This window comes from Micromonospora sp. WMMD1082, from assembly GCF_029626175.1.
Classification (GTDB): domain Bacteria; phylum Actinomycetota; class Actinomycetes; order Mycobacteriales; family Micromonosporaceae; genus Micromonospora.
Genome location: NZ_JARUBM010000002.1, coordinates 6205937 through 6227047 on the forward strand (window position 1 = coordinate 6205937; position 21111 = coordinate 6227047).

General features: G+C 73.1%; 23 protein-coding genes. 6 read left to right on the forward strand and 17 right to left on the reverse strand.

All coding sequences use genetic code 11. The features are described from left to right. Positions 1-22: 22 nt before the first annotated feature. Complete coding sequence (locus tag O7615_RS28680) at positions 23-412, reverse strand: protein-tyrosine phosphatase family protein (protein ID WP_278180896.1); 390 nt, start codon at positions 410-412, stop codon at positions 23-25. Between the two features lie 90 nt (positions 413-502). After that, the gene (locus O7615_RS28685; RefSeq protein ID WP_278182273.1) at positions 503-1303 is read right to left on the reverse strand and encodes a DedA family protein; all 801 of its coding nucleotides are present in this window, start codon (positions 1301-1303) and stop codon (positions 503-505) included. Positions 1304-1418: 115 nt separating this feature from the next. Here O7615_RS28685 and O7615_RS28690 point away from each other — a divergent pair, with 115 nt between their 5' ends. After that, the gene (locus tag O7615_RS28690; RefSeq protein ID WP_278182274.1) at positions 1419-2096 is read left to right on the forward strand and encodes a carbon-nitrogen hydrolase family protein; all 678 of its coding nucleotides are present in this window, start codon (positions 1419-1421) and stop codon (positions 2094-2096) included. A gap of 6 nt (positions 2097-2102) precedes the next feature. Here the strand turns inward: O7615_RS28690 and O7615_RS28695 are convergent, their stop codons facing one another. The 5 genes from O7615_RS28695 to O7615_RS28715 form a co-directional block, all read right to left on the reverse strand. Beyond that, on the reverse strand, positions 2103-3677 hold the full coding sequence (locus O7615_RS28695; protein WP_278180897.1) for a serine/threonine protein kinase: 1575 nt from the start codon (positions 3675-3677) through the stop codon (positions 2103-2105). A gap of 86 nt (positions 3678-3763) precedes the next feature. After that, a complete protein-coding gene (locus tag O7615_RS28700; protein ID WP_278180898.1) occupies positions 3764-3970 on the reverse strand; it encodes a hypothetical protein in 207 nt (68 codons plus the stop codon). A gap of 2 nt (positions 3971-3972) precedes the next feature. Continuing rightward, positions 3973-5031: a substrate-binding domain-containing protein gene (locus tag O7615_RS28705; RefSeq protein ID WP_278180899.1), complete on the reverse strand. Its 1059-nt coding sequence runs from the start codon at positions 5029-5031 to the stop codon at positions 3973-3975. A gap of 100 nt (positions 5032-5131) precedes the next feature. Next, positions 5132-6019, reverse strand: coding sequence for a helix-turn-helix transcriptional regulator (locus O7615_RS28710; RefSeq protein WP_278180900.1), 888 nt, complete (start codon positions 6017-6019; stop codon positions 5132-5134). A 131-nt stretch (positions 6020-6150) separates the two neighbouring features. Then, complete coding sequence (locus tag O7615_RS28715; protein ID WP_278180901.1) at positions 6151-6390, reverse strand: DUF397 domain-containing protein; 240 nt, start codon at positions 6388-6390, stop codon at positions 6151-6153. Between the two features lie 253 nt (positions 6391-6643). Between O7615_RS28715 and O7615_RS28720 the strand changes: the two genes are divergently transcribed. Then, complete coding sequence (locus O7615_RS28720; RefSeq protein WP_278180902.1) at positions 6644-7291, forward strand: GGDEF domain-containing protein; 648 nt, start codon at positions 6644-6646, stop codon at positions 7289-7291. Between the two features lie 22 nt (positions 7292-7313). On the opposite strand, the gene O7615_RS28725 is transcribed toward O7615_RS28720, so the two are convergent. Beyond that, positions 7314-7796 carry a type II toxin-antitoxin system PemK/MazF family toxin gene (locus O7615_RS28725; protein WP_278180903.1) on the reverse strand — a complete coding sequence of 161 codons (483 nt, stop codon included), beginning with the start codon at positions 7794-7796 and terminating at the stop codon, positions 7314-7316. Positions 7797-7853: 57 nt separating this feature from the next. Further along, positions 7854-8222: a DUF2267 domain-containing protein gene (locus O7615_RS28730; RefSeq protein WP_278180904.1), complete on the reverse strand. Its 369-nt coding sequence runs from the start codon at positions 8220-8222 to the stop codon at positions 7854-7856. A gap of 355 nt (positions 8223-8577) precedes the next feature. Between O7615_RS28730 and O7615_RS28735 the strand changes: the two genes are divergently transcribed. Then, entirely contained in the window at positions 8578-9033 is a 456-nt protein-coding gene (locus O7615_RS28735; RefSeq protein ID WP_278180905.1) for a hypothetical protein, read from the forward strand. A 10-nt stretch (positions 9034-9043) separates the two neighbouring features. Here the strand turns inward: O7615_RS28735 and O7615_RS28740 are convergent, their stop codons facing one another. From O7615_RS28740 to O7615_RS28775, 8 genes are all read right to left on the reverse strand, one after another. After that, positions 9044-9667, reverse strand: a complete 624-nt coding sequence (locus O7615_RS28740) for a hypothetical protein (protein ID WP_278180906.1) — start codon at positions 9665-9667, stop codon at positions 9044-9046. Continuing rightward, positions 9664-10413, reverse strand: coding sequence for a response regulator transcription factor (locus tag O7615_RS28745; protein ID WP_278180907.1), 750 nt, complete (start codon positions 10411-10413; stop codon positions 9664-9666). Before O7615_RS28745 ends, O7615_RS28740 begins: the two co-directional genes overlap by 4 nt. Before the next feature lie 37 nt (positions 10414-10450). Beyond that, positions 10451-11311 (reverse strand): phosphate ABC transporter ATP-binding protein PstB, encoded by an 861-nt coding sequence (pstB, locus tag O7615_RS28750; RefSeq protein WP_278180908.1) that lies wholly within the window; start codon positions 11309-11311, stop codon positions 10451-10453. Between the two features lies 1 nt (position 11312). Beyond that, positions 11313-12227, reverse strand: coding sequence for a phosphate ABC transporter permease PstA (gene pstA, locus O7615_RS28755; RefSeq protein WP_278180909.1), 915 nt, complete (start codon positions 12225-12227; stop codon positions 11313-11315). Continuing rightward, positions 12224-13216 (reverse strand): phosphate ABC transporter permease subunit PstC, encoded by a 993-nt coding sequence (gene pstC, locus O7615_RS28760; protein WP_278180910.1) that lies wholly within the window; start codon positions 13214-13216, stop codon positions 12224-12226. Before pstC ends, pstA begins: the two co-directional genes overlap by 4 nt. 85 nt (positions 13217-13301) lie before the next feature. Beyond that, positions 13302-14378 carry a phosphate ABC transporter substrate-binding protein PstS gene (pstS, locus tag O7615_RS28765; protein ID WP_278180911.1) on the reverse strand — a complete coding sequence of 359 codons (1077 nt, stop codon included), beginning with the start codon at positions 14376-14378 and terminating at the stop codon, positions 13302-13304. 226 nt (positions 14379-14604) lie between these two features. Continuing rightward, positions 14605-15249 (reverse strand): phosphate signaling complex protein PhoU, encoded by a 645-nt coding sequence (gene phoU, locus O7615_RS28770; RefSeq protein ID WP_278180912.1) that lies wholly within the window; start codon positions 15247-15249, stop codon positions 14605-14607. Between the two features lie 127 nt (positions 15250-15376). Further along, on the reverse strand, positions 15377-16753 hold the full coding sequence (locus O7615_RS28775) for a hypothetical protein (protein WP_278180913.1): 1377 nt from the start codon (positions 16751-16753) through the stop codon (positions 15377-15379). A gap of 109 nt (positions 16754-16862) precedes the next feature. On the opposite strand from O7615_RS28775, the gene O7615_RS28780 reads away from it, so the two are divergent. The 3 genes from O7615_RS28780 to O7615_RS28790 all read left to right on the forward strand — a co-directional run bounded on the left by O7615_RS28780 (position 16863) and on the right by O7615_RS28790 (position 21056). Then, on the forward strand, positions 16863-17474 hold the full coding sequence (locus tag O7615_RS28780) for a class I SAM-dependent methyltransferase (RefSeq protein ID WP_278180914.1): 612 nt from the start codon (positions 16863-16865) through the stop codon (positions 17472-17474). 148 nt (positions 17475-17622) lie between these two features. Beyond that, positions 17623-19278 carry an ABC transporter ATP-binding protein gene (locus tag O7615_RS28785; RefSeq protein WP_278182275.1) on the forward strand — a complete coding sequence of 552 codons (1656 nt, stop codon included), beginning with the start codon at positions 17623-17625 and terminating at the stop codon, positions 19276-19278. Next, entirely contained in the window at positions 19275-21056 is a 1782-nt protein-coding gene (locus tag O7615_RS28790) for an ABC transporter ATP-binding protein (RefSeq protein ID WP_278180915.1), read from the forward strand. The genes O7615_RS28785 and O7615_RS28790 overlap by 4 nt, the downstream gene beginning before the upstream one ends. The last annotated feature ends 55 nt before the right edge of the window (positions 21057-21111 follow it).

Here is a 21111-nt window from a genome sequence, read left to right on the forward strand (position 1 = left end):
CGCCGGGACGGCGGGGTGGGTGTCAGGGCAGGCGGCGCAGCCAGCGGCGTTGCCAGGGCGTCTCCACCGCGCCGGGACGGTAGGCGGCCCGGACCCAGTCGACGGCCCGCTCGGCGGGCAGCCCGTCGAGGATCGCCAGCGCCGCCAGTGCGGTGCCGGTGCGTCCGGTTCCGCCCCGGCAGGCCACCTCCACCCGCTGGCCCGCGTACCCGCGCCGCAGCGCCTCCCGCAGGGCGTCCAGGGCGTCGGCCCGGTTTAGTGGGATCCAGAAGTCCGGCCACCGGACCCGCCGGTACGCCCAGGCCGGCACCGGCCCCGGCGCCAGCAGCAGGCTGAAGTCGGCCGGTGGCGCGGGATCGCCGATCCGCCGCCCACGCACCCGCACCCCGCCCGGCAACTCGACCACTCCCACCCGCTCCCCCCCCTCCCGGCCCTGACGCTTCGGTTTGTGGCAGTACCGATGGTCCGTCGTCGGCGTGTCGAGTGCCCCAGCCGCCACAGATCAGGGGGGTGGGGGTTGGTCGGGGCGGTGGGCGTTGTCGGCCCAGGCGCTGCGGTAGATGGTGCCGCGCCCGTCGGGATCGGGTACCCCGGCGGGCGCGGCATCGGCCAGGCCGGCGCCGCTGTCGTTGGATCGCAGGCCACCCGCTCGCCGGGAGCGGCGCAGCCGGGTGACGACGAACCAGAGCAGGCCGAGCACGCAGGCCACGATGACCAGGTTCTGCAGGATGCCGGCGTACCCCTCGACCAGGTGCCAGTTGTCGCCCAGCAGGTAGCCGGCCATCACGAAGGTGGTGTTCCAGATCAGGCTGCCCAGCGTGGTGTAGACCACGAAGGTGAGCAGCGGCATGCGTTCCACCCCGGCCGGGATGGAGATCATGCTCCGGAAGATCGGAATCATCCGGCCGAAGAAGACGGCCTTCACCCCGTGCCGCAGGAACCACTCCTCGGTGCGGTCGACGTCGCTGAGCTTCACCAGCGGCAACCTGGCCGCGATCGCCCGCGTCCGCTCGCGCCCGAGCGCGGCACCGATGCGGTACAGCGCGAGGGCGCCGAGCAGCGAGCCGAGGGTGGTCCAGAAGATCGCACCGAGCACGCTCATCCGGCCCTGTGCCGCGACGAACCCGGCGAGCGGCAGGATGACCTCGCTCGGGATCGGCGGGAACAGGTTCTCCAGCGCCACGGCCAGGCCGGCACCGGGGCCACCGAGCCGCTCCACCAGGTCGGTGACGAAGCCGACCAGGCCGTCCTCGGGCGGTGCGGACTGGGCGACGACCGTGGACGACGCGTACCGGACAAGCATCATGCCTCACACGGTACGAACTTCCCCGGGTCGACGCTCCACCGGCCGTCGACTTTCGAGCCGCGCGAGCCCTAGGCTGCACAGCGTGGCGGGAGAATCGCCGCGCGGCTCCCTGATGATCGCCGTCGCCCAGCCGCCGTGCGTGGCGTACGACGTCGAGGCGAACGTGACGGCACACGCCGCGCTGGTCCGCGCTGCCACGGCCCGGGTGGTGGTCTTCCCGGAGTTGTCGCTGACCGGTTACCAGCTCGACGCCCCGGCGGTCGACCCGTCGGACCCGCGCCTGCGCCCACTGGTCGAGGCGTGCGCCGAGGCGGGGACGATCGCGCTGGTCGGCACGCCGGTGGCCGGCGAGCACATCGCCACCCTCGCCGTGGACGGCGCCGGGGCCCGGGTGGCGTACCGCAAGATGTGGCTCGGCGCGGCCGAGTCCCGCCGGTTCACTCCGGGCCCCTCGCCGGCGGTGCTGGACGTCGACGGCTGGCGCCTCGGCCTGGCGATCTGCAAGGACACCGGCATCGCGGAGCACGCGGCACGCACCTGCGCTCTCGGCATCGACGTGTACGCGGCGTCGATCGTCGACTCGGCGGCGGAGGCGGCGGTGCCCGACGCCCGGGCGTACCGGATCGCCACCACGCACCGGGTCGTCGTCGCGGTCGCCAGCTTCGCCGGCTCGACCGGCGGCGGCTATGCCGAGGCGGCCGGGCGGTCGGCGGTCTGGGCGCCCGACGGATCGATGCTCGCCCGGGCCGGGGTCGCGCCGGGCGAGTTCGTCCGGGTGGCGCTGACCTGAGGCCCGTCAGTCGTCATCGTCGTCGTCATCGGGCAGCGTCGCCTCGAACCGGTCGAGCAGGTCGTCCAGCCGGTCGGCGACGTCGTCGGGAATCCGGCCGCGATCCACCTCGTGGTCGAGGCGGTCCCGCAGGTCCTCGATGCGCTTGTCGTGGTCCTTGGGCCGGCTCCCGGCGAGGTCGGTGAACTCCTTGCGCAGCCGGTCGGCGGCCTTGCGGTCGATCTCGCCGGTGAGCTGCGCCTCGGCGAGCAACGCGATGAACTCGACCGCCGCCTGCCGCAGGCTCACCGGCTCCGGCCGGGCGGACGACGGCGTGGCACTGGGCCTCGGCGAGGCCGGCGCGGTCGAGGGCGGCGGGGCGGCCGAGGAGGTGGCGGTCGGGGCGGCGGCCGGCTGCCCGGCGTCCCGGTCACCGAGGACGAGCACCGCCCCCAGGCCCACGGCCAGGGCCAGACCGGTCGCGACCAGTGCACCCACGGGAGGGCGGGTTCGCCGTGGCCGTCCGGAAGCCGGCCCCGGGCGGCGGGCGGCAGCGCGCATCGGACCACCGGATGCCGGCCTGGCGGGCGACGGACCAGGGCTCGGACCGCTGAGGGTGGCCGTCGCGGGCCACCCGTCCGCGCCCTCCACGAGGGTGGGCGGATGATCGGGAGCCGGCCGGATGGCGGTCTCCTCCGCCGTGTCACGGCCGGAGACGGCCGCGCCGACGATCGGTAGGGCGGCGGTCGGCGACTCCGCCGGGCCGGCCGCACCGGCGCGGAACCGCGCGGCCAACTGCCCGGCCGTGGGACGCCGCGCCGGATCAGGATCCACGCAGGCCAGCACCAGCTCGGCGAGATCGGCCGGCAGACCCGGCACCCGCGGCGGCGGTACGGACGGGCGGCTCGCGTTCACCACGACCGCGTCCTCCCAACTGCGCACGGGCAGCGGGACGTCACCGGTGAGGGTGCGGTGCAGCAGTACGCCGAGCGCGTACACGTCGCTGGCCGGGTGCGGCGCGTCGGCGCTCAGCCGCTCCGGCGCGGTGTACGCCGGCGTACCCATCAGGGGGCCGCCGGCCGACCCGGACCCGGCGGGCTGTGGCCCGGCCAGCGCGGCGATGCCGAAGTCGAGCACCTTGGCGCCGGTGTCAGTGAGCATGACGTTGCCGGGCTTGATGTCGCGGTGCACCACGCCGAGGCGGTGCGCGGCGGCCAGGGCGGAGGCCACCTCGGCGGCCATCCGGAGGGCCGGCCGCCAGGGCAGCGGGCCGTCGGCCAGGCGCTCGGCGAGATTCTGCCCGTCGACCAGCTCCATCACCAGATACGGCACGACCGTGCCGCCGGCCAGGGCCGCCTCGCCGTAGTCGTACACCTGGGTCACGTGGGGGTGGGTCAGGCGGGCCGCGGCGCGGGCCTCCCGCCGGATGGTGGCGCGCAGGCCCGGGTCGACGGCGAACGTGCCGGCGAGAACCTTCACCGCGACGGACCGGCCGAGCACCTCGTCGTCGGCGCGCCACACCTCGGACATTCCGCCGAGGCCGATGCGGTCGCGCAGCACGTAGCGGTCGTGCAGGCGCAGGCTGGGGGTGAACGGCGACATGGGCCTCCAGTCTGCCTGCTCGCCACCCGCCGCACCACCCGCCCGGCCGGGTCAGGGGCCGGTGGGCGGTGCGGCCCGGTCCGAACTCAGGACCGACAGGTGCTCGGGGCGGGCACCGGGGCCGGCTGGATCTGGTCGGCCAGCCGGCGCAGGACCCGGGCGGTGAGCCGGCGCGGCCCGGCGAGTCGTGCCCGGCGGGGTGCGTCGGGACGCACCGGAGCGTCCGGTCGGGCCGACATGACATGGCGGGTGACCGCGTCGTCGGCGACGATGAAGCCGGTGAGGTGTTCCATGGTCAACTCCTCGGGACCGGTCCGGAGCTGCTCCGGACGACGAGCGTGGTGGGCAGCAGGATCTGACCTGCGGTGGCGTCGGTGGGCGGGTCGAACAGCAGCGTCGCGGCGCTGCGCCCCTTCTCCTCGCCGGGTTGGCACACGGTGGTCAGGCCGGCGGGTGCGGCCTCGGGGATGTCGTCGAAGCCGGTCACCGAGATGCCCCGATCCGTCGCGCCCGGGGCGCGCAGGGCGTCCAGCGCGCCCAGGGCGAGGACGTCGGAGCAGGCCAGCACTGCGGTGGGCGGCTCGGGGAGGGCGTCCAGCGCCCGGACGGCGGCGGCACCGGCCGCGCGGGCGTTGGTGGCCGCCGAGAGGATCGTCAGTTCGGACCAGCCGACGCCGACCGCCGCGAAGGCGTCGGCGAAGCCGGCGAGACGGTCGCGGTTGGTGGAACGCGGCACCTCGGCCACATCGGCGACGCGCACCTGGCCGGTGCCGGCGTGCGGCAGAACGTTGTCGCCGAGCAGGGCGACCCGGCGGTGACCGAGGCCGGCCAGGTGCTCGGCGGCCGACCGGGCGGCGCCGCGCTCGTCGATGCCGACCCACCGGTCGTCGGCACGGGGACGCGACGAGGTGGTGACGAACGGAAGTCCCCGACCCCGGATCGTGTCGATGATCCCCCCTTCCTCGTCACCGGCGCAGTAGACGCAGAACCCGTCGACGGAGGCGTTCTCCACCGCCTTGCGCGCGCGGGCCGGGTCGTCGGGCAGGGGCACCAGCAGCAGGCTGGTGTCGTGCCGCTCGGCCGCCTCGGCGAACCCGGTGAGGAACCGCACCGCGAAGGGGTCGGTGAACGCGTACGACAGGCGGGAGGTGAACAGCACGCCGACCGCGCCGACGAAGCCCCGCCGCAGCGATCGGGCCGTCGGGTCGGGGCCGGGGTAACCCATCTGCCGCGCCGTGTCGAGGATGCGCTGGCGCAGCTGCGGCGAGAGCTGGTCGGGGCGCCCATAGGCGTTGGAGACCGTGCTGCGCGAGACACCGACGGCCTCGGCGACGGCCCGCAGGGTGGGCTTCACGGGCCACCCCCCTTCTGGATCGATTCAGACTGGATCGATCCAGAGATTACCCGCACGACCCGACAGGTGTCAATGAACCTCGGTCAGCCCGGCCGGCCCATCAGCGGGGGGCGAGCTCGGCGATGATTCCCTCAAGGATGTGGGGCGTACGCTCCGGCGGCTCGGCCTCGACGCAGAGTCGCTCCATGGCGGCCGCGTAGAAGTCGAGGTCCTCGCGCTTGTCCAGGTAGATCGCGCTGGTCAGCTGCTCGATGTAGACGATGTCGGGCAGGTCCTGGTCACCGAAGCGCAGGATGGTGAAGGCGCCACCGGCGGCGGCGTGCCCACCGGCGGCGAACGGGATCACCTGGAGCCGGACGTTCGGCGTACGGGTCGCCTCGAGCAATGCCTCCAGCTGGCCGCGCATCACCCGGGGCCCGCCGATCGGGCGGCGCAGCACCGCCTCGTCGACCACCGCCCACAGTCGCGGCGGGCGCTGCCGGCGCAGCACCTCCTGGCGGCGCATCCGCAGATCCACCCGACGCTCGATCTCCGCCGGGCCGGCCCCGGCGTGACCGAGCAGCACCACGGCCCGGGCGTACTCCCGGGTCTGCAACAGGCCCGGGACGAACTGGACCTCGTAGCTACGGATGAGCGCCGCCGCGGCCTCCAGGCCGAGGTACGACTGGAACCATGACGGCAGGATGTCGCCGTAGCGATGCCACCAGCCCGGGTTGTTCGCGTCCCGGGCCAGCTTGAGCAGGGCCGCGCGTTCCTGCTCGGCGGTGACTCCGTAGAGGGTGAGCAGGTCGGCGACATCGCGCTCCTTGAAGCCGACGCGCCCCAGTTCCATCCGGCTGATCTTCGACTCGGAGGACCTGATCTCCCAGCCGGCGCTCTCCCGGGTCACCCCGCGCGACTCCCGCAACCGCCGCAACTGGCCGCCCAGCAGCATCCGCAGCACGGTCGGGCCCGCCGCCGGGCCTTCCTCGGCGGAAACCATGGTCACCTGCCGTCCTCCGCATGCCGTCAGTGGTCGAACCGGTGGACCGGCCCAACCGACGTGTAAGCATGCCATGAACCATCAGTGAGGTGAACCTCCATCCCGCGCTCGGAGAATCCCGTCGACGGGATGCCAGGTCAGCCGATCAGATGATCGAAGTCACCGTCACGGGCACCGAGCACGAACGCCGCGATCTCGTCCACGGTGTAGATCAGGGCCGGCCCGTCCGGGTGCCGGGAGTTGCGCATGGCGATGCCCGCCCCGCCGGGCAACTCCGCCAACTCGACGCAGTTTCCACTGGGGTTGCTGCGCCGGCTCTTCAGCCAGGCGAGGGGAGGCAACTGATTGACGGGAACACCGTTGGGTGGCTGCTGCATGGGGCGTCTGTTCTCTCCGATGGGCGCCGTGCCGTGGGAGGAGCGGTAGCGGCAAGAGGGACGGTGTCGACTCAATTGTGCACGTGCATCTGCTATTGCATCTGCAATGGACAGCGAGCATGATAACGCACGTGCGTGGTGCGCATTTGCTCACGCTCTGTCCCACGAACCTGGCCACCATCAGGGGGAACGAGGTGTCTGGCAGCGCTCGCCGGTCGATGCCGGGGGCGTGTCGCGGCGAAGGGAGATGGTGGTGCCGGATCCGCTGACCATCGCGTCCGGCATCTGCGCCGCGGGAGCGCTGCTCTCCTCCTGGCAACTGGGACGCCGGGCCGTACGGGCCGAGGCGGAGATCGGGCGCCTTCAGGCGGAACTCACCGCCGAGCGGCACGCCGCCAGCCACGACCCGTTGACCGGGCTACCCAACCGGCGGGCCTTCTATCGCCTCGCCGCGACGCTGCTCACCGACTCCTCCGGTCGCCCCCTGGTCGCGGTGGTGCTGGACCTCGACGACTTCAAGCAGGTCAACGACCGGTACGGGCACGCCGCCGGCGATCAGGTGCTGATCAGCGTCGCCGAGCGGCTGGCCACCTTCGCCGGCGACAATCTGGTGGCCCGGCTCGGCGGTGACGAGTTCGCCGGGCTGCTGGCCAGCCCGACCCTCGACCGACGATGGATCGAGCACGCCACCCGGCGGTTGTGCGACATGCTCGCCGCGCCGATCCCGCTGGGCACGACCACCCTCCAGGTGACCGCCTCGGTCGGCCTGGCACCGGTGCAGGGGACGCAGCTCACCGAGGCACTCGACCGCGCCGACGCGGCGATGTACGAGGCCAAGGGGCTCGAATCGTCCCGGCCGGGCCGGGCGCTGCGCGACACGGCGCACCTCGCCGAGTGCTGACGGCGAACCCCGCCGGCCACCCTCAGTGCCAGCCGTACCCGGCGCGCAGCGCCTGGCCGACGCGGTCGAACCGGGCCCGGTCCAGCACCGCGCCCTCCCGGCGGATGCTGTCCTCGCGCATGGTCAGTACCCGGTCCAGCCGCACCCAACTCGGGCGCTGGTCGCGGTCCCACTCCCCCGGCCCGAGGGCCAGCCAGTGCCGTTCCCCCTGGCGGTCGCGCTGGCTGGAGAGCATCAGCCCGAACAGCGTCCGGCTGTGCCGGCCCACCACCAGCACCGGCCGGTCCTTGCCCTGCCGGGGATCGTCCTCGTAGGGCACCCAGGTCCAGACGATCTCGCCCGGGTCGGCCTGCCCGTCGGGCTCCGGGGCGTACGACAACTCGCGGCGCTGCAACGCGGTGACCTGACGCGGCCGCGCGGGCTTCGCGGGGGTCGGCCCGGCCGACCGCGGCGTCGGGATCACCGCGCCGACCCGGGCCGCCACACTCCTCAACAGACCTGCCACGGCGGCAGCCTAGCCGCTGCGGCCGGCGGCCCCGTCGGCAGGGATCGGGAATCCGGGTTACCGGGTCGTCCCGCCCGGCCCGAGCATCGGGTCGACGCCGCCGGCGGGGAGCCGGGCCACCATCTCCTGGAACTCCCCGACGGTGACCGTCTCGCGCAGCGTCGCGAAGACCGCGGCGGCTCCGGCGGCGGCCGTCGCCTCGTCCACCCCGGCCCACCGGCCGACCCGGCGCAGGAAGTCGGCTGGTCCGGCTGGCGCCGTGGCGTCACTCAGCTCGGCCGGCAGGTACCCGGTCGGGTCGCGCGTCGCGCCGCCGGTCATCCGCTCCACGACGGTCTGCAGCACCGCTCGCGCGACGGTGGCGGCGAGCTCGGGGGCCAGCCCGGAGCGGCGCGACACCGCGGCGACGAATAGGGGAAACCGCACGGCGCCCTCCTGTCGTCGGCGCCGCGCCGGTTACCCCGGCCGGTGCCCGACAAACGCCGGCGGTGCCCGGGCGGACCCGTCGCCGACCGGGCCGGGGCCGAGGGCCGGCGATCGGCGGACGAGCCACGCCCGGAGGTCTTCCGGACGCCGTAGGACACGTCGCGCCCCCGTTCCACACCACGTGCGCGTGCACGAAAGACCACTCTGGCAACGCCCGGTGCCAGAGATCATCCGATCCGGCCACAAGTGTTGCCAAAGCGACGTCATCGTACGCGGACAGTTAGGAGTCTTGTCAATCTTGATTCCGGATCAGATCCTCGTGTAGATCTGGTGTTCCGCTGTGCGAGGAGCCCCCATGCCTGAGGAGCCCGATCGCCCCGGCGAGACCTTCGCCGAGCGCCTCGACTGGCTGTTCCGCACCACCCGGGATCCGGCCGGCCGGCCCTTCAGCGTCCGACACGTGGCCGGCGAACTGACCCGGCGCGGGTGCCGGATCTCCCACACCCACCTCAGCAACCTGCGCCAGGGACGCGCCCCGGACCCACGGCGGTCGGTGGTGGAGGCCATCGCCACCTTCTTCGGCCGCCCGCCCTCGTTCTTCACCGGGCGCCCGGCCTGCCAGGATCCCCCCGACGATCTCCTCACCGTGCTGGCCGATCCGTACATCAGGCAGGTGGCGCTGCGGCTGGTCGACGCCCGCCTGTCACCCGAGGGACACGCGGCCGTGATCGCGATGATCGAGCAGGTGCGACGGCTGGACGCCGCCGCCGGTCACCGGCGCGACGGCGTCAAACCGCCCGCCGAGAGGTAGCGCGGGCTGGTCACGGCTCCGGTGGGGCGACCACCCGCTCGGCCAGGTGATCGCCGGGGCCGCGCTCGGCCCGCTCGCCGGCGCCCCGCTCGTCGTCCTGCTCGGCCGAGCCGGCCGGTGGTCGGGCCTTGCGCCACCGCGCCGCCCGCTCCGGATCCATGGTGTAGCACAACTCCCGGGGCGCCTCGGGCCGGCCGGCCAGCCGGGCGAACGGCAGTCCCCGGCCGGCATAGTCGTAGTGCGCCTTCAGCAGTCGGGTCAGCCCGGCCAACGCGCCGATGATCTTCTTGCGGGGCCGCCCGGTGACCTGGGCCAGGTCCCCCACCGTGAACAGCCGTTCCGGCTCGGCGGCGAGCGCGTCGAGCACCGCCGTCACCGTCCGGTGGGTGGCGCTGCGTCCCCGGCTGAGCCGGCGCAGATCCTCGACCGTCCAGTCCGTCGTGGGTGGCCGGGGGCCCGGCTCGGCGCGACGCCGGGGCGCCGGCCCGACCCGCTGCCGGGCGTCGAGGTCGGCCAGCAACCGGGCCACGTGCGGGATGTACGCCAGCGGCACCGCCACCAGGACCATGCCCTCCGGGTCCGACCCCGCAGCACCCGCCGTCGGCGGGTACGGCGGCTGCGCCGGCACGTTCACGACGTCGAGGGCGTTGCCGTGGCCGGCGCGGGCACGAACCGGTAGCCCAGGCCTCGGACGGTCACGATCATCGGCGCGTGGTCACCGTCCAGCGCGAGCCGTCGGCGCAACCGCTTGATGTGCACCGTGAGGGTGTTCGACGTGTCGTCGGAGATCCCACCCCAGACGGCGGCGAGCAGTTGCTCGCGGGTGACCGTCCGCTCGGCGTGGCTCATGAAGAAGTAGAGGAGCCGGAACTCCTTCAACGGCAGGGCCACCGTCCGGCCGTGCAGGCTCACCTCGAACGTCGCCGGGTCGACCCGCAGCCCACCGAGTTCGATCGGCGGGTCGAGGGCACCGGAGGTCTCCGGGCGGATCGCCCGCAGGATCGGCAGCACCTCCTCGGGCCGGTACGGACGGCGGACGCAGGCCGTGGCGCCGGCCTTGAGCGCGGCCACGGCGACTCCACCGTCGTCGTCGCCCACTCCGACCACGGTGGGGATGCCGGCCCGGTCAGCGAGCAGCCGCACCAACTCGGTGCTGCTCATGGTGGCCAGGCCGGCGGCGACCACGGCCGCGTCCGGTTGCAGCGCCCCCGCGGCCAGCAGGGCCTCGGCGGCGTGCGGGAAGTGGTGTCCGCGTACCCGGTGGTCGGCCAGCTGGGCGACCAGCGCGGCGCCGACGCTCTCGTCGTCGTCCACCACGAGCAGCACGAAACGCCCGTCGGATCGATGGTCACCCCTGGTGGCCTCGACGAGGTTGTTCATCGGTACCGGCTCTCCCCCATCGACCTCCCCTACCCACTCAGCCGAAGCGACCGGTGATGTAGTCCTCCGTACGCTTGTCGACGGGGTTGGTGAACAGCTTGCCGGTCTGGCTGAACTCCACGAGCCGGCCGTGCCGCACCTGCTTCTCATCCACCTCGGCGGTGAAGAACGCGGTGTAGTGGCTGACCCGGGCGGCCTGCTGCATGTTGTGCGTGACGATGACGATCGTGTAGTCGTTCGTCAGCTCGAACATCAGGTCCTCGATCTTCGCCGTGGCGATCGGGTCGAGGGCCGAGCAGGGCTCGTCCATGAGGATGACCTCGGGCTTGACCGCGATCGTCCGGGCGATGCAGAGTCGCTGCTGCTGGCCGCCGGAGAGCGCCAGGGCGCTCTTGCGGAGCTTGTCCTTGACCTCGTCCCAGAGCGCGGCCTGGGTCAGCGCCTCCTCGACGTGGTCGTCGAGCCGACCCTTGATGCCGTTGATCCGCAGGCCGTACGCGACGTTGTCGTAGATCGACTTGGGGAACGGGTTCGGCTTCTGGAAGACCATGCCGATCCGCCGGCGCACCTGGATCGGGTCGACGTCCTTGGCGTACAGGTCCTGGCCGTGGAAGAGCACGTCGCCGCTGACCCGGGCACCCGGGATGGGGTCGTTCATCCGGTTGAGCGCCCGCAGCACCGTCGACTTGCCGCATCCCGAGGGCCCGATCATCGCGGTGACCTGGTTCTGCTGGATCGGCATCGTGGTGCCGCGGACCGCCTCGTAGCTGCCGTAGTAGACGCTGACGTCGCGCAGCTGCATCACCGGTGCGGTGGTGGGCTCGACGCCACCGGTGGTGCCGGGAGCGTGCACCGCCACGGACGGTCGGGTGGTGAGGTCGGTGTCGTTACGGGCCATGTCAGCGCTCCTTGATCGCGAACCGGCTTGAGATGAAACGGGCGATGATCGTGAAGCCGAGCACGATCACGATGAGCGTCAGTGCCGCGCCCCAGGCACGCGCCTGGGCGGCCTCGAAGGGTTGGCTGGCGTTGCGGAAGATCTGCGCCGGCAGTGCCGTGTTGGAGCCGCTGAAGAGGTTCCAGTTGGGCGAGAAGACGATGCCGGTGACGATGATGATCGGTGCGGTCTCGCCGGCCGCGCGGGCGACGGCCAGCAGCGAGCCGCTGGTGATGCCGGAGATGGCCGCCGGCAGCACCACGGTCATCGTGGTCTTCCACTTGCGGGCACCGAGCGCCATGCTCGCCTGCCGCAGCTCGTCCGGGACCAGCCGGAGCATCTCCTCGCTGCTGCGGATCACCACCGGCAGCATCAGGCAGGCCAGCGCCAGCGCACCGGCGAAGCCGGAGAGCTGGCCGACGAGCAGCACCCAGGAGATGTAGATGAACAGACCCATCACGATCGACGGCACGCCGGTCATCACGTCGGCCATCAGCCGGATGACGCGGGCCAGCGGCCGCTGCTTGCCGTACTCGTTGAGGTAGATCGCGCCGAACACGCCGAGCGGGATGGCCATCAGCGCGGCCATTCCGGTGATGACCAGCGTCCCGACGATCGCCGGCGCCATGCCGCCACCCTCGCGGCGGTACGAGTTCGGGATGTCCTCGGTCAGGAACGACAGGCTCATCACCCCGCCGCCCTTGCCGATGACCGTGTAGGTCACCAGGGCCAGCGGAATGACGGCGAGCAGCACGGCCACCCAGATGGCCCCGGTGGCGAGGTGGTTGCTGAACCGGCGCCGACCGGACAGGGCCGCCCGCGAGAGGTCGGGCCGGCCGGCGGCCGGGCGGGTGGCGGGCGATGCGGTGGCGGTCACGCGACGCTTCCCTTCATGCGGGCCTCGGCCCGACGAACGATCACCTGGGCGAGCACGTTGATCAGCACCGTCATCGCGAACAGCACCACGCCGAGGCCGATCAGCGCGGCGGTGAACGTGCCGGTGGACTCGCCGAACTGCTGCACGATCACGGCGGCCATCGAGTTGCCGGGCGCGAACAGGTTGGCCGTGATGTTCGTGGCACCGCCGATGACCAGGGCCACCGCGATCGTCTCCCCCATCGCCCGGCCGAGGCCGAGCATCACCGCGCCGACGACGCCGCCGAAGCTGTGCGGGAAGACCGCTCCCCGGATCATCTCCCAGCGGGTGGCGCCGAGCGCGAGGGCCGCGTCCTTGTCGGCGCGCGGGACGGTGCTGAACACCTCACGCGTGATCGAGGTGATGATCGGCGTCACCATGATCGCCAGGATGAGGCCGGCGGTCATGAAGTTGCGACCGGTGCTCACCGGGCCGAAGAGGCGCCCGATCAGCGGAATGCCGCCGAACACGTCGTGGATCCACTGGTAGACCGGGACCAGGGCGGGCGCGACGACCAGGATGCCCCAGAGGCCGAAGACCACCGACGGTACGGCGGCCAGCAGGTCGATCACGGTCACCGCCGGGCCGCGCAGCCGGCGCGGCGCCAACTCGGTGAGGAACAGCGCGATACCGACCGAGACCGGCACCGCGAACAGCAGGGCGATCAGCGACGAGATCGCCGTACCGTACGCGAACGACAGCGCGCCGAAGATCGCGTCGCCGGCGGCCGGGTTCGGATCCCAGACCCGCTCGGTGATCAACCGCAGGCCCATCGCGTCGAACGCCGGCCAGGCCTCCCGGACGGTGGTGATCAGGATCAACCCGAGAATGGCGAGCACCAGCAGGCCGGTGCCGAGCGTCCACCAGGAGAAGACACGGTCGCCGAGGGCGCTGCGGCCATGCTGGGCCAGCGCCGACCGGGGGGCGGGGGGTTTGTTCGTCAAGGTCATCTTCACTCCAGCTCAGGTACCCCGCTGGGGACGGGATCGACCTGACCCCGTCCCCAGCTGGAACGCCCTAGCGATCTTGATTTGATCAGCCCTGGATCTTCTCGACCTGGGCCAGTGCCTTCTCCTTGAGGGAGGCGGGCAGCGGCGCGAAGTCGATCTCCTTGGCCAGGTCCTGGCCGTCGTTGAGCAGGTAGGTGAGGAAGCCCTTGACCAGCTCGGCCTTGGCGGCGTCGCCGTAGGAGGTCTTGACGATGATGAACGTCGGTGCGGTGATCGGGTAGGCGCTGGCACCGGCGGCGTCGAGCGGGTTGTAGCTCAGGTCGTCGGCGATCTCGGCGCCCTCCAGGCCGGAGGTGGTGCCCTCGATCGTCGGCTCGACGAACTGGCCGTCCTTGTTCTTGATGGCGGCGAACGTCAGCTGGGTCGCCTTGGCGTCGCTCAGGTCGACGTAGCCCACGGCGCCGTTGGTCTGCTTGACGATCTGGGCGACACCGGTGTTCTTCTCGCCACCCTGGGTGCTGGCCGGCCAGGCCACCGTGTCACCGCTGCCCAGCTTCCAGGTGCCCGAGGCGGCGGCGTCGAGGTACTTGGTGAAGTTGTTGGTGGTGCCGGAGCCGTCCGAGCGGTGCGCGACGGTGATCGCCGTGCTGGGCAGCTCGACGCCCGGGTTGTCGGCCTTGATGGCCGCGTCGTCCCAGGTTTTGATGTCGGTCTGGAAGATCTTGGCGAGCGTCTCGGCGCTCAGCTGCAGCTTGTCGACGCCCTGCAGGTTGTAGGCGACCGTGATCGGCGCCGCCACCGTCGGCACGTAGAGGAAGGAACCGGCGGCCACGCCGTCGGTGTCCTTCACCAGGCTGTCGGTGCCGGCGAAGTCGACCAGGCCCTCACCGAACTGCTTCTTGCCGGTGCCCGAGCCGGTCGCGTTGTAGGTGACCGTCACGTTGGAGGCCTCGGCCTTGAAGGCTTCGATGACCTCTTGGTAGTAAGCGTCCGGGAAGCTGGCGCCCGACGCCTTCAACTCGCCGGACAGGTCAGCGTAGGCGCTGTCGCCGCCGCTGCCGCCCGGCTCCGAGCTGTTGTCGTTGCTACCACAGCCGGTAAGCGCGAGCGCGGCAAGCGCGACGCCAGCAAGGACGCGCCGCGAAAGCACGTTGCGGTTCACCAGGTAAGCCTCTCTATCGGGGTGCATCAGCCCGTCCGGGCCGTACGCGAGTCAAGCTAGGAGGCGCAGGTAGCCGGACTCCCGGTCCCAGGTGAACGAAAAATGAACTTGGCGGCTCGGTGGTGGCCGAACCGGCGACGGGATGTGACCTTGATGCCGCGACCGCACCGGATGCCCGGATTGGCACCGCTCCCGGACCGGCACCCGACCGGCCCGCGGCCCGCGCTCAGAGCCGGATCGTTCCGGTCACCAGGTAGACGACCTGGCGCGCGACGTTGACCGCGTGGTCGGCGTACCGCTCGTAGTACCGGCCGACCAGGGCCAGGTCGATCGCCGACTCCACCCCGTACGGCCAGCCGGAGACGAGCAGCGAGAGCAGGCGCTCCTGGGCGGCGTCGACCTCGTCGTCGTCCAGCCCGAGCTGCATCGCGTCGAACCGGTCGCGGGTGGCCAGCACCATCGTGGTCTTGTCGGCGATCCGGGCCGCGGCGTCGGCCAGCCCGGTCATCACCGGCACCGCCGACTCCGGGACCACCCCCACCGGATGCCGCATCCGGACGACCTTCGCGACATGCACCGCGAGATCCCCCATCCGTTCCAGGTCACCGGCGATCCGCAGCGCGCACAGCACCAGGCGCAGATCCGAGGCGACCGGCTGGTGCCGGACCAGCAGCTGGGGAATCGTCGCCTCCACCTCGGCCCGCTGGCCGTCCAGCACCGCGTCACCGGCCACCACCGCCTCGGCCGCGCCCAGGTCGACGTCGAGCAGGGCGGTGGTCGCGCCACGGACGGCCCCGGCGGCACCCCGGCTCATCGTCGCCAGCACGCCGGTGAGCCGGTCGAGCTGCTCGTCGTAGCTGTCCCGACCCATCACGCCTCCGTCCACCCTGGTCAGTGCCCACCCGACGGCGGCGGACGCTGCCGGCTCCCGGCGGTGCGGGGCCGGCCCCTGGACAGCAACCTACCTGCCCGCCGCACACCACCGCCCGGCTCGGCGGTCAGTCGGCCAGCACGTCCAGCAGCAGCGCCGCCGTCCAGCTGAACGCCGGCGAGCCCAGGCCGGCGCCGGTGTCCGGGTGGAAGTACTCGTGGCAGCCGGCCGTGCCGGCCAGCTCGATCATCGACGCGCGCAGCCCGGCTGCCAACCGGTCCTGCCCGTGCGCGAGCAGCCCGTGCCGGACCAGCCAGCTGATGTTCATCCAGCTGGGACCGCGCCAGTAGCGCAGCGGCTCGAAGTCGGTCGCGGTGCGGTCGTGACTCGGCAGCGGACGGGCCATCCGGGTGGCCAGACCGAACCGGGCCGAGCCGGCCTCGACGAGCGCCGCCTCGACCTGCCGCGCGGGCAGGTCGGGCAGGATCAGCGGGGTCAGGCCGAGCACCGTCCGGGCCGGGGTCAGCCGGCCGGCCCGCAGGTCGCGGGGGTGGAAGGTGCCACTGGCCGGGTCGTACAGCCGGGTCACCACCGCCTCGGTGATCCGGGCCGCCCGGTTCCGGTGCGGGGCCGGGTCCGCGCCGATCTCGCCGGCGATCCGGGCCAGCGCCCGCTCGGCGGCGCCCCGGGCCGCGTTGAACAGCGGACACTCCACGACGAACGGGTGCCGGTCGGCCAGGGCCTCGTCGCGGTATCCGCCCGCGCGGTACGCGGTGACGATCGCGACGTACCGCGCATAGTCCAGGTCGGTGGGCCGGTGCGCCGGCGCGGCGTGCACGGTGTCCCGCCGGCGGTACGCGCGCAGTACCGCCGTGTCGGCCGGCACCGCCGACATCGGAGCGTCCCAGGCGGGGCTGTTGTCCAGTCCGGACTCCCACGGGTGCACGATGCTGGCCAGCCCGCCGCCGCCGACGTCGCGGTGGGTGGCGAGGTAGCGCTGCTGCGCCACCAGTCGCGGGTAGAGCCGGCGCAGCCCGGCACGGGCCCGTTCCGACGGCGCCCGGCGGTACGCGCACCAGGCGGCCAGGGCGTGCACGGGCGGCTGCACCAGGCCGGAGGTGGCCACCGGGGGCGTACCCTCGATCGTCTCCGACGCCCAGAACCCCGGCCCGGGAAAGTAGGCGCCACCGGGTACCGCCGGGTTGAACACGATGTGCGGCACCCGGCCGTCGCGCCACTGGGCGCGGAACAGGCTGGTCAGCTCCGACCAGGCGCGCTCCGGGCGGACGTGGGCCCAACCGATCGCGATGAACGCGGAGTCCCAACTCCACTGGTGCGGGTACAGGGTGCGCGACGGCACCGTGTGGTCGTGCTCCCAGTTGCCGCCGAGCGTCGCCCGGGCCAACCGCCAGAGCCGACCGTGCGCTGCGGGGGCGGCACCGGCGGCGGCACCGCCGCCCGGTGCCGTGCCCGACCCGGCCGACGGAGCAGTCTGGTTCACCATCAGTCACATCCTGGTAGCGCTGGGCTCCCCGCTAGGCTAGACGATCGTGACACCGGTCACTGCGCAAGGGGGCGGTCGAGCGGTGCGACGAGAGACGAAGGGAGCCCGGATGAAGAAGGCAGGGCAGGATCCCACGGGCACCGAGGGTGCGGCGTACACCCAGCGGTTGCAGCAGCTCAGCGGTGCGCGCTGGAAGCGGCTGCTGGACGTGCAGGCGCCGTACCGGTGGAACCTGCGCCGGCTGCGGCTGGGCCGCACCCTCGACGTCGGCTGCGGGCTCGGCCGCAACCTGGTCAACCTCGGTGAGGGCGCGGTCGGGGTGGACCACAACCCCACCTCCGTGGCGCACGCCCGCGCGCTCGGTCTCGAGGCGTACCCGACGGAGGAGTTCTTCGGCTCCGCCCACGCCCGGCCGGGCGCCTTCGACTCGCTGCTCGCCGCGCACCTGCTGGAGCACATGCCCGCCGCGCAGGCCCGCGAGGTGGTCGGGTCGTACCTGCCGTTCGTCCGCTCCGGCGGGCGGGCCGTCTTCATCACCCCGCAGGAGCGCGGCTACCACAGCGACGCCTCGCACGTCCGGTTCGTGGGCTTCGCCGAGGCGGCCGAGGACTGCCGGGCACTCGGCCTCACCGTGCTGCGCCAGTACTCGTTCCCGTTCCCCCGCGCCGCCGGCCGGCTGTTCACCTACAACGAGTTCGTGACCGTCGCCCGGCTGCCCTGACCGTCGCTCCTGTTCGTGGAGGCGCCCCGAGCGTGATCGGTAGCCTGGGCGGGTGCCCCCACAGCTCCCTCATCCCACGCCGGGCACGCCGGATACGAGGGGGCCGATCTGGTACATCTGGTGGTTGGTCCGCTGCCAGCCGTGGCGGGTGCTGCGCGGCGGCCTGATCGGTACGGCCTGGATGCTCGGGTTGTCGGTCCGGCCGTACCTCGTCGCCCGGGCCATCGACGATGGGCTACGCGCCGGCGATCACCGGGCGTTGTGGTGGTGGGTGGCCGCGATCGTCGTGGCGGGAATGGTCCTGGCGTACGTGGGCATCATGCGCCATCGCACGATGACGTTCGTCCGGGAGGACGCGTCGGCCCGCTCCGCGGAAGTCCTGCTGCGTCAGCTCTCCCGGATCGGCGCTGTCCTGCCCCGCCGGCTCGCCGCCGGGGAGGTCGCCACCGTCGGCGGCGCCGACATCACGCACACCTCGGCGGTGCTGACGATGACCGGGCCGGGCGTCGGTGCGGTCATCGCGTACGCGTTCGTCGCCTGCGTACTGTGGTCGGTCTCCCCGTTCCTCGCGCTGTTCGTGCTGCTCGGCGTGCCCGCGGTGGTGCTGGTCGTCGGCCCGCTGCTGCGCCGCCTCGAACGGGTCGAGTCGGTCTACCGCCACCAGCAGGGCATCCTCACCACCCGCGCCGCGGACATCGTGGCCGGGCTGCGCGTGCTCGCCGGGGTCGGTGGGCGGGGACTGTTCGCCCGCCGGTACGTGGCCCGTTCGCAGCAGCTGCTGACCGAGGGGTACCGGGTGGGCGCGGTGAACAGCTGGATCGACGCGTTGACGGTCGCCATCCCGGGGCTGTTCCTGGCCGCCGTGGTGTGGCTGGCGGCGCGCATGGCCGCGGCCGGCGACATCACGATCGGGCAGATGGTCGCCGTCTACGGGTACGCGGCGGTCCTCGTCGTGCCGGTCTGGTTCCTGCTCGAAGGCGGCTACCAGGTGATCCGGGGCCGCGTCGCGGCCCGCCGGATCGTCGCGCTGCTCACGCTCACCCCGGACGAGGCCGCCCCGCCGTCGCCGGTCGGCGGCACGACAGCCCGGCCCGCGCCGGACCGCCCCGCCGACCTGCACGATCCCGCCACCGGGCTGACCGTACCCGCCGGGCGGCTGCTCGCCGTCGCCGCCGACGACCCGGCCGAGGCCATTGCGTTGGCCGACCGGCTCGGGCGGTTCGTCGCCAGCGACGTGACCTGGGGCGGCGTGCCGCTGGCCGGGATCGCACTCGACGAGGTCCGGGCGCGCATCCTCGTCGCCGACCACGACTCCTACCTCTTCGCCGGTACCCTGCGCGAGATCCTGCGTACCCGGGCGGGCCTCGGCGACGCCGATCTGAGAGCGGCCCTGCGTACGGCGTCGGCCGAGGACGTGGTCGACGCCCATCCGGACGGGCTGGCCATGCCGGTCAGCGCGCGGGCCCGGACCCTCTCCGGCGGCCAGCGACAGCGCGTCCGGCTGGCCCGGGCCCTGCTCGCCGAGCCGGACGTACTGATCCTCGTCGACCCGACGTCGGCCGTGGACGCGCACACCGAGGCACGCATCGCGCAGCGACTGCGCGCGGCGCGGGCCGGGCGGACCACCATCGTGCTGACCACCTCACCGCTGCTGCTCGGGCCTGCCGACACGGTCGCGCACCTGTACGCGGGCCGGATCGCGGCCGTCGGCACCCACGTCGACCTGCTCGAACAGGCTCCGAGCTATCGGGCTTTGGTGTCCCGGGACAGCGAGTCCGCCGACGTCGACGGGTCGCTGCGGTGAGCGGGCTGCCCGTCGCGGACCGCAGGGACGTCCGCCGGGCCGCGCGGGACCTCATCGCCGTGGACCGCCGCGCGGTCGCGATCGTGCTGGTGCTGCACGGGGCCGCCGCGGTCGCCGGGCTCGCCGCGCCGTGGCTGTTGGGCAGGATCGTGGACGAGGTCGCCGCCGGTGCCGGCGCCGCCGCCGTGGACCGCCTGGCGCTCGCGATCGGCGGCTGCGTGCTGGCCCAGGGGCTGCTCGCCCGGTACGCCCAGTACACCGGCCACCGGTTCGGCGAGCGGGCCGTCGCCCGGCTGCGCGAGGGGTTCGTCTCGCGGGCGCTCGACCTGCCCATCTCCGTCGTCGAGCGGGCCGGCACCGGCGAGCTGGCCACCCGCAGCTCGGTCGACGTGACCACCGTCGGGAGCACCGTCCGGGACGTGGTGCCCGTCATGGTCATCGCCTCGACACAACTGACGCTCCTCTTCGGCGCGATCTTCCTGCTGCACCCGCTGCTCGGCCTGGTCGCCCTGACCGGGCTCCCGTCGATCGTCGCGGTCACCCGCTGGTATCTGCGTCGCGCCAGGCCGGCGTATCTCGCCGAGGGGGCCGCGACCGCCGAGCTGACCGAGGCGCTGACCACGACGGCGGAGGGCGCCCGCACCGTCGAGGCGCTCCGCCTCGGTGCCGACCGCGTCGCGCACGGCACGCGGCGCATCGGTCGGGTGTGGGCCACCCGCCGGGCGACCCTGGCCCTGCGGTCGGTCTTCTTCCCGGTGGTGGAGGCGAGCTACGCGCTGCCCATCGCCGCGGTGATGCTGGTCGGCGGGTTCGCCCTGACCAGTGGCATGGTGACGCTCGGCGAGGTGGTCGCCGCCACGCTCTACCTCCAGCGGGCGATCGATCCCCTGGACCGGCTGCTGCTCTGGATGGAACAGGCCCAACGCGGCCTCGCCTCGTTCGCCCGGGTGCTCGGTGTCGGCCGGACGACCGAACCGGGGAACGGGTCCGGCTCCACCACCGTCGCTCCGGCCGCGACCGGCACGCCGCGACCGCGCGGCCCGGCGCCCACCCGGGCCGGCGGGCTCGTGGTGCGCGGCGCACGATTCGCGTACGCCGATGGCCACGATGTGCTGCACGGCATCGACCTGGCGGTGCGTCCTGGCGAACGCCTCGCCGTCGTCGGCCCGTCGGGCGCGGGAAAGTCCACCCTTGCCCGGCTGCTCGCCGGGATCGACGCCCCACGCGAGGGCGTGGTGAGCCTCGACGGCCGCCCGGTCACCGACCTGGCGCCGGCCGAGCGGCGCCGCCAGATCGCCCTCGTCACCCAGGAGCATCACGTCTTCATCGGTTCGCTGCGCGACAACCTCGCCTTCGCCGCACCCGACGCGTCCGACGAACAGATGCGTTCGGCGCTGGTCGCCGTGCGCGCCGACTGGCATGCCGACCTGCCCGACGGGCTCGACACGCAGCTTGGCGACGGCGCCCGCGAACTCGCTGCCGCCGATGCCCAGCAACTCGCGCTGGCCCGGCTCGTGCTCGCCGATCCGCACACCCTGATCCTCGACGAGGCGACCGCCGCGCTCGATCCGACCACTGCCCGGCGCACCGAGCGGGCGCTCGCCGCCGTGGTCACCGGGCGGACCGTCATCGCCATCGCGCACCGCCTGAACACCGCGCACGACGCCGACCGGGTGGCCGTGCTCGACGACGGCCGGATCACCGAACTCGGCACCCACGACGACCTCGTCCGGGCCGGCGGCGCCTACGCCGCCCTCTGGCATTCCTGGCACGGCTGAACCGGCAGGGCACCCGCCGTCGTCCTCGGTTCGTCCTCCGGCAAGTTGGCGGCGA